8 protein-coding genes are annotated in these 8,506 nt (G+C 60.9%); 1 reads left to right on the top strand and 7 read right to left on the bottom strand.

Annotated features, from left to right (window positions below):
• Positions 1 to 76: 76 nt before the first annotated feature.
• From HX812_RS11190 to HX812_RS11160, 7 genes are all read right to left on the bottom strand, one after another.
• Entirely contained in the window at positions 77 to 1,138 is a 1,062-nt protein-coding gene (locus HX812_RS11190; protein ID WP_038843829.1) for a microcin C ABC transporter permease YejB, read from the bottom strand.
• Entirely contained in the window at positions 1,138 to 2,997 is a 1,860-nt protein-coding gene (locus HX812_RS11185) for an extracellular solute-binding protein (protein WP_038843830.1), read from the bottom strand. Before HX812_RS11185 ends, HX812_RS11190 begins: the two co-directional genes overlap by 1 nt.
• Positions 2,998 to 3,127: 130 nt before the next feature.
• A complete protein-coding gene (locus HX812_RS11180; protein ID WP_010210937.1) occupies positions 3,128 to 3,409 on the bottom strand; it encodes a peptidylprolyl isomerase in 282 nt (93 codons plus the stop codon).
• Positions 3,410 to 3,497: 88 nt separating this feature from the next.
• Complete coding sequence (locus HX812_RS11175; RefSeq protein WP_038843832.1) at positions 3,498 to 4,346, bottom strand: response regulator transcription factor; 849 nt, start codon at positions 4,344 to 4,346, stop codon at positions 3,498 to 3,500.
• Between the two features lie 65 nt (positions 4,347 to 4,411).
• Complete coding sequence (locus tag HX812_RS11170) at positions 4,412 to 5,830, bottom strand: aminotransferase (RefSeq protein ID WP_038843833.1); 1,419 nt, start codon at positions 5,828 to 5,830, stop codon at positions 4,412 to 4,414.
• A gap of 25 nt (positions 5,831 to 5,855) precedes the next feature.
• On the bottom strand, positions 5,856 to 6,956 hold the full coding sequence (locus HX812_RS11165; protein WP_038843834.1) for a polyamine ABC transporter substrate-binding protein: 1,101 nt from the start codon (positions 6,954 to 6,956) through the stop codon (positions 5,856 to 5,858).
• Between the two features lie 97 nt (positions 6,957 to 7,053).
• A complete protein-coding gene (locus tag HX812_RS11160; RefSeq protein WP_038843836.1) occupies positions 7,054 to 7,548 on the bottom strand; it encodes a DUF1543 domain-containing protein in 495 nt (164 codons plus the stop codon).
• 105 nt (positions 7,549 to 7,653) lie between these two features.
• Here HX812_RS11160 and HX812_RS11155 point away from each other — a divergent pair, with 105 nt between their 5' ends.
• On the top strand, positions 7,654 to 8,475 hold the full coding sequence (locus tag HX812_RS11155; RefSeq protein ID WP_038843839.1) for an aldo/keto reductase: 822 nt from the start codon (positions 7,654 to 7,656) through the stop codon (positions 8,473 to 8,475).
• Positions 8,476 to 8,506: the final 31 nt, after the last annotated feature.

The following is an 8,506-nucleotide window of genomic DNA, read 5'->3' as shown; positions in this document are numbered from 1 at the left end:
CACAGCGACCACCAGCCACGGCGGTTTTTCTTGAAGCGTTCGAAACGGCGGCGCGCCACGGGAGACAGGTTAAGCATCAGGCGTTCCTCGCGGCGAAGTCGATACGCGGGTCCACCAGGGTGTAGCAGAGGTCACCGATGAGTTTTATCAAGAGGCCGAACAAGGTGAAGATAAACAACGAACCAAAGACCACCGGGTAATCGCGGGAGACGGCGGCTTCGTAGCTCATGCGGCCCAGGCCATCGAGGGAGAAGATCACCTCGATCAGCAGGGAACCGGCGAAGAACACGGCGATAAACGCCTGGGGAATCCCCGAGATCACCAGCAACATCGCGTTACGGAACACATGGCCGTACAACACGCGCCGTTCGCTCAGGCCCTTGGCACGGGCGGTCACCACATACTGGCGCGTGATTTCATTCAAGAACGAGTTCTTGGTGAGGATGGTCAGCGTGGCAAACCCACCGATGACCAGCGAGGTGACCGGCAATACGAGGTGCCAGAAATAGTCGGCAATCTTGCCCACGGTGCTGAGGTCTTCGAAGTTCTCCGACACCAGCCCGCGCACCGGGAACCAGTTCAGCGAGGTACCGCCGGCAAACACCACGATCAGGAACATCGCAAACAGGAACGCGGGCATCGCATAGCCGATGACAATCGCGGTGCTGCTCCACACATCAAAGCTGCTGCCATGGCGCACCGCCTTGCGAATCCCCAAGGGGATCGACACCAGGTAGGTGATCAGCGTGGCCCACAGGCCGAGGGAGATGGTCACCGGCATCTTTTCCAGGATCAGGTCAATCACCGTCTTGCCGCGAAAGAAGCTGTTACCAAAGTCCAGCTGCGCGTAGCTCTTGAGCATCAGCCACAGGCGTTCCGGTGCCGGCTTGTCGAAGCCGTATTGTTTTTCGATGTCCGCGATCAACTTCGGGTCCAGGCCACGGCTGGCGCGGGAGCCGCCGCTGATGCCTTCGCCGGAGGAACCACCGACGCTACCGCCGCCAATGCCTTGCAAGTGAGCAATGGCTTGCTCCACCGGGCCGCCGGGGGCCGCTTGTACGATCACGAAATTCACCAGCAGGATGATCACCAGCGTCGGGATGATCAGCAGCAGGCGCCGCACGATATAGGCAAACATCAGCGCGCACCTCCGCGTTTTTTCAACTCAGCGTTCATTTGTTCGTTGGTCAGGGGCGTGGGGCTGATTTCCCACCAGGTTTCCAGGGCTTCGTCGTTTTTCGCCTCGATGGCCGGGCGGCCGAAGCGGTTCCACCACGCGGCGGACGTGCCGGGCGGGTAGTAGTTGGGAATCCACAGGTAATTCCATTGCAGCACCCGGTCCAGCGCGTGGGCGTAGGTGAGCATCTGCGCCTGGTTGTCGGCCTTGACCAGTCCCTTGATCAGGCTGTCGACGGCCGGGTCCTTGAGCACCATATAGTTGTTGGCGCCGGGATCGAACGCGGCGGCCGAGCCGAAGTAGTTGTAGAGCTCCATACCGGGCGAGGTGGTGACCGGAAAACCGGTGACGATCATGTCGTAGTCCCGTGCCATCACGCGGTTCACATACTGGGAGGAGTCGATACGACGGATATTCAGGGTGATACCGATTTGCGCCAGGTTGCGCTTGTACGGCAGTAGCAGGCGTTCCATGCCGCTTTGCGCATTAAGGAAAGTGAATTCCAGCGGTTCGCCCTCGGCATTCACCAGTTTATCGCCGTCCGGTTTCCAGCCGGCTTCCTCCAGCAAGGCCAGGGCCTGCAATTGCTTGTCGCGGATCATGCCGCTGCCGTCGGTGACCGGCGCCTTGAACACCTGGGTGAACACTTCGTCCGGCACCTGGCCGCGCAAGGGTTCAAGAATCGCCAGTTCTTCCGGGGTCGGCGGCTGGCTGGCCGCCAGCGGGCTGTTGGAGAAGAAGCTCTGCTGGCGGATGTACATGTTGCGCATCATCTGTCGGTTGGCCCATTCGAAGTCCCACAGCATTGCCAGGGCCTGGCGCACGCGGCGGTCCTTGAACATCGGTTTTTGCACATTGAACACATAACCCTGGGCCGGTTGCGGCATTTCCTTGGCCAGGTGTGCGCGTTGCAGGCGACCGTCATCCAGGGCCGGGCCGTTGTAGCCGATGGAGTAACCGGTGGCGGAAAACTCGCGGTTGAAATCGTAGGCACCGCCGCGCAATACCTGGCGGGCCACTTCGGTGTCGCCGAAGTACTCCAGGCTCAGGTGATCGAAGTTATACAGGCCACGGCTGACGGGCAGGTCCTTGCCCCACCAGCTCGGGTCGCGGGTAAAGGTGATGGTGCTGCCGGAGTCGACCTTGCTGACTTTATAGGGGCCGCTGCCGAGAGGCGCCTCATAGCCGCCGCCATTGGCGAAGTCGCGGGTCTTCCACCAGTGTTCCGGGAAGACCGGCAGGGTGGCGATGTCCAGGGGCAGGGTGCGGTTTTCATTGCTGGAGAAATCGAAGCGCACCTGGCGTTCGCCCTCGACTTCGACGTGCTTGACGTCGGCAAACAGCGTGCGAAAGCGCAGGCTGCCTTGGGTCATCAGCAGGTCGAAGCTGTAGCGCACATCTTCGGCGGTGATGGCTTTGCCGTCGGCAAAGCGAGCCTTGGGGTTGAGGAAAAAACGCAGCGACAGGCCGTCGTCGGCGCGCTCCATCTTTTCGGCCACCAGGCCGTAAACGGTGTAGGGCTCGTCCAGGGAACGCTGGGCCAGGGGCGCATACAGCCAGCCGTCGACCTGGGAAACACCGATGCCTTTGTCGATATAGGGCAACACGTGGTCAAAGCGCCCGATCTCGATGGCCGAGCGGCGCAGGCTGCCGCCCTTGGGGGCGTTCGGGTTGGCATAGTCAAAATGGGTAAAGCCGGCGGGGTATTTGGCCGGTTCGCCGTACACAGTCAGGTACGGTTGAGGTGCCGCGATCACGGCGGTGCTGGCCAGCAGCAGGGCCAGGGTCGAACTCAAAATGTAGGAAAAAGCCAATCGCATTGTCAGCCTTGAACGCCGTGTGAAGTAGAAAAGGGATTTGTACGCTAACGGCATCAGCGTCGCCAGTCATCACATGCACAACGGCCCACCAAAAGGCGGGCCGTTGTTTAAAGCATCAGCGCGGACTGGATCAGTCCTGGCGGCTGGTGACTTCCAGCAGGTGGTAGCCGAACTGGGTTTTCACAGGGCCTTGCACGGTGTTGACCGGGGCGCTGAAGACGACAGTGTCGAATTCCTTGACCATCTGGCCTGGACCGAACGAACCCAGGTTGCCGCCGTCGCGGCTGGACGGGCAGCTGGAGTTGGCTTTGGCGATCTCTGCGAAATCGGCGCCGCCTTCGATTTGGGCCTTGAGTTCGTTGCACTTGTCTTCAGTGGAAACGAGGATGTGACGGGCGGTGGCTTTGGCCATGGGAAGTAACTCCTTGAATGAAAAGGGTGAGCCTACCGGATTCAGGCGGTTATTTCCTGGCAAAGTTCCCACCGATTGCCTGAGTGGTTCAACTGCGGGCCATGGCGCCACTGCAGGTCAGCCATTCGATAAACAGCGCAAACAGCTCGGCCTGGGAATTGATCGCCAGCTTGGTGTACAGATTCTTACGATGCATGCGCACGGTTTCCGGCGAAATGCCTAGCACTTGCGCGGTGGATTTCACCGAATGCCCGCGCAGGATCAAGTGGGCGATCTCACGTTCACGAACGGTCAATACGCCGCTGCCAAATTCCATGAACGCGGCTTCAATCTGCTGATGGGCCTGGGTCTGGGTGAAGGCGTCGTCGCTGATCACTTTGGTCAGGCCACCGCTCGTGCCGAAACGGCGCAGTAATTCGCGGACCATGGCTTGGGTGGCTTTCTGCAGCGCCAGTTGTGGCTCAGTGAATTGCCCGGCGCTCAAGCCTTGGAACATGCACAGAGAAATCTTGCTCTGGGGACACAGGTCGACAATGTAGTAGCTCTCCTGGGCGCCGCCGCTGCGCAGGTAATAGGTCTTGTAGTACTCGCTGTTGAAAAAGTCGTCCGGGGCAATCTCGGCCAAGTGGTAGAAACCTTCGGCCAGGCCCTTGTCCACTGCCAGGCAGAAGGGATCGAGCAAGTAGCCACGGGAAAAGTAGCGGTGGATGATCTCGTCCTGGTAGGTGCGGGGAATGCCTTGCTGATACAGCAAGTGCGGCGGCAGGCCCTGGCGTTCCAGGCTGATCATCATCGATTCGATGGGCGTGAGCGTGCAGAGCGCGCTGGCCAGGTGTCCGAGGAACGAGGCCTCGTCCACATGAATAAGCGCCTGGCCCAGGGCGTGGTGCCAGGCTTCCAGTTGCTGCAGGGAGGGGGCAGGGCTGGTGGTTGTCATGACGGCCAGTCTACCCGGCCGTCGATGCCCAGGCCACAACGCCGAGACGGGCTCGGCGCTATAGGTCATCGGCCCAGGTACTCGCCGCTGGCGCGCAGTTCGGCTGCCGTGTCGAGGATGCACTGGCGCAGGGTCTCCACCACCTCATCGACCTGGGCGTGGGTGATGATCAGTGGCGGTGACATCACGTTCAGATGGCCGATGGGGCGCACCAGCAAGCCCTTGGCCTGGGCGCGCAGGTGGATTTTCTCACCAATGTTGACCGCGTCCGGTAACAGCGCCTTGGTGCGTTTATCCGCCACGAACTCAATGCAGGCCATCAGGCGCTGGCAGCGGATGTCGCCTACCAGGGGCAAGTCGGCCAGGGTCTTCAGGCGTTGTTCCAGATACACGCCGACCTCTTCGACATGGGCCAGCAGGTTTTCCCGCTCGATGATTTCGATATTTTTCAGTGCGGCGACGCAACTCACCGGATGCCCGCTGTAGGTGAAACCGTGAGTGAAGCAGCGGCCCTTGCCCGGCTCACCGATCACTTGCCAGATACGCTGCGAGAAAATGCACGCGCCCAGCGGCAGGTAGCCGGAAGTCAGGCCCTTGGCGGTGGTGATGATGTCGGGCTGCATGCCGAACACCTCTTCGGAGGCGAAAAACGCACCGAGGCGCCCGAATGAAGTCACCACTTCATCGGCGACGTACAGCAGGTCATGACGCTGGCAGATTTCCCACATGCGCCGATGGTAGCCCTGGGGCGGAATGATCACGCCGCCGGAACCCATGATCGGCTCAGCGAAGAACGCCGCCACATTGTCCGCACCGAGGGTGAGGACCTTGTCTTCGAACTCGTTCACCAGGAAGTCGAGAAAGTCTGCTTCGCTCATCCCCTCCGGCGCACGATAGTAGTTGGGGCAAGAGATGTGGTGGAACAGGTCGCTCATGAAGTCGAATTCCGGCGCGCGGTCAGCGGCCTTGTTACCAATCGACATCGTCAGGAACGTACTGCCGTGGTAGGCGCTGAAGCGCGAGATAATGTGCTTCTTGGTCGGTTTGCCGCGACTGTTCTGATAGAACTGCACCAGTCGGTAGGCCGTGTCCACCGCCGTGGAGCCGCCAGTGGTGAGGAACACATGATCAAGGTCGCCGGGCGCCAGGCTCGCGAGCTTGGCGCAGAGTTCGATGGCGGTGACGTTGGCCATGTCACAGAACGGGTTGGAGTACGCCAGTTGGCGCACCTGGTTGGCGATGGCGTCGGCCATTTCCTCGCGACCCAGGCCGATATTCGTACACCACATGCCACCGACCGCATCCAGGTAACGGTTGCCGTGAGTGTCATAGATGTAGGCGCCGTCGCCCATCGCGATGTTCAACGAGCCTTGTTCACGGTGTTCGTCGAACATATGGAAACCGTGCATGTAGTGGGCTTTGTCGGCGGCGTCCAGTTTGTCGTGGTCGAACTGGGCGAAGAAAGCGGGATTTGGCAGAGTCATGGCATTTACCTTCAATGGCTGGGGGTCACTTGCCGGTCTTCACGGCGTTCCAGGTGCGCGTGATCAGGCGTACAGCGGCCGGCGGCTGGCTTTTCTGGGTGAACAGGCGCTGCATCGTCGTCGGGTCGGGGTAGATGGCCGGGTTGTCGCGGATATCGGCATTCACCAAGGGCTTGGCGGCCAGGTTGCTATTGGCGTAGTGGATGGTGTTGCTGACGCCGGCCATGGTGCTGGGTTGCAGGAGGAATTCGATGAACCGGTGGGCGTTGGCCACATGGGGCGCATCGGCGGGGATGTAGAAGTTATCGAACCAGATCAGCGAGCCTTCCTTGGGAATGAAATAGTCCAGCGTGATCTTGGCCCCGGCCTCCGTTGCCCGTGCCTGGGACGTGGCGTAGTCGCCGGACCAGGTGGTGGCAAGACACAGATCACCGTTGGCCAAACCGTTGATGAAACCGCTGGAGTCGAATTTGCGGATGTACGGGCGCACCGCCATCAACACGTCCTGGGCGGCCTTGAGGTCTTTTGGGGCGACGCTGTTAGGGTCCAGGCCGAGGTAGGTCAAGGCCAGGGGAATCATGTCGGTGGGGGAATCCATGAACGTGATGCCGCAATCGGCGAAGCGCGACACCACCTTCGGGTCGAAAATCATCGCCAGGGAACCGATAGGCGCGTCCGGCATGCGCGCCTTGATCATGTCGACGTTGTAGGTCACGCCATTGCTGCCCCAGGTGTAGGGCGCGGAATAGGTGACGCCAGGGTCGTGGGCTTCCAGGCTTTTCAGCACCAATGGATCAAGGTTCTTCCAGTCGGGTAACTGGGACTTGTCCAGCGGCTGGAAGACGCCGCCCTTGATCAGCAGCGGCACCAGGGAGGCGTTGAGCAGGGCCAGGTCATACCCGGAGCGTCCGGAAAGCAGCTTGCCCTGCACGGTTTCGTAGGAGTCGTAGGTGTCGTAGACCACCTTGATACCCGTGGCTTTCTCGAAATCGGCCAGGGTGGTGTCGCCGATGTAGTCCGCCCAGTTGTAGATGCGCAAGGTATTGCCTGGGTCGTCGGTGGCCTGGCTCAAGGTGGCGGAGGCAAGCAATGCGGCGCTGAACAGGGCGATAAAGGCTTTACGCATGGGGACCCACCTTGAGTTGTGCTTGTTATCAGGCTGAGGGACTGATTGCACTGTCAGGCAGGTGGCCGGTGGGCGCCATACCCCGTTCGGGTAGGGTTCAGCTCAGGACGATGTAGTCGTTCTGCTGGATGATTCGCCGGTGCGGGCCCTGCACCAGATGAATATAGCGACCGTCTACCAGGTCGATGGGCAGGCAGTCGTCGATGTCCAGCACCCCATCGGTGTGGGCTTGGGACCAGTGGCGCAGCATCTGTTGCTTGCCTTTGCGCGTGGCCTCCTGTTTGTTGCGGGCCACCACCAGCAGGTAGTGGTGGGCTTCGCCAAAGCTGTTGGCTTCGTAACCGCCAAGGTTGATGAAGTACAGGTGATGTGCACCAGCAGCCGGGGCCAGATGGCTCAGTTCGACTGTCCAACCGTCCACGCCCTCCACGGCCATCCAGGCATCGATGTGCACACCCTTGGGGCTGCCGAACCAACCGGCGCGTAGTTGCGGGTAGGTCGCTTCCAGCGTGTCCGCGACCGCGAACACCACATCGTGCACTTCAATCTTTGCCCGTGGGTGCTTGCCCCCGAGCATGACGACAAACAGCATTACAGGTTCTTCCTGTGACTTGGCAGAGGCTAACCTTACTTCGATTGAACCCTTTTGTCCGGTCAATGCCACACTGTTAATCCGCGAACTCATCAGGAGGTTGTCATGCGTACCATTGATCTGGCGGGCGTTCCCGTCCCTGTCATCGGCCAGGGAACCTGGCGCATGGGCGAAAATCCCGACCAGCACCGCGCCGAAGTCGCGGCCTTGCAACTGGGCATCGACGAGGGCATGACCCTGATCGATACCGCCGAAATGTATGGTGAGGGCGGCGCCGAAACGGTCGTCGGCGAAGCCATTCGCGGCAGGCGCGACCAGGTGTTCCTGGTGAGCAAGGTCTACCCGCACAACGCCAGCCACAAGGGCGTGCCCCGTGCCTGTGAAGCCAGCCTCCAGCGCCTGGGCACGGACTACATTGATCTCTACCTGTTGCACTGGCGCGGCCAACACCCCCTTGAGGAAACCGTCGAAGCCTTCGAGCGCCTGCGTGAAGCCGGCAAGATCGGCCGCTGGGGCGTCTCCAATTTCGATGTGGCCGACCTGCAGGAACTCGCATCCCCGGCGTGCGCCACCAATCAGGTGCTCTACAACATCGAAGAGCGGGGTATCGAATTCGACCTGCTGCCGTGGTGGCAACAGCATCACTTGCCCTTGATGGCGTACTGTCCGATTGCCCAGGGTGGCGAGTTGTTGGCCAGCCCGACCCTCAAGCAGATCGCCCGTCGCCATGAGGTGACACCTGCCCAGGTCTCCCTGGCCTGGGTGTTGCGCCAGGACGGTGTGATCGCGATCCCCAAGGCGGTCACCCCGGAGCACGTGCGGCTCAACGCAGCCGCCGCCAAGCTGGTGCTGGATGAGCACGACCTCGACGCGATTGACCGCGTGTTTGGCGCACCCAAGCGCAAGCACCCTCTGGCGATGGTGTAGCCCACTGTCAGGAACGGCGCCTTCCTTGGCA

The organism is Pseudomonas sp. IPO3749 (assembly GCF_013386605.1).
Taxonomy (GTDB): Bacteria; Pseudomonadota; Gammaproteobacteria; order Pseudomonadales; family Pseudomonadaceae; genus Aquipseudomonas; species Aquipseudomonas azotoformans_A.
The sequence above is the reverse complement of the archived record's forward strand: the minus strand, read 5'-3'. Positions and strand labels throughout refer to the sequence as shown.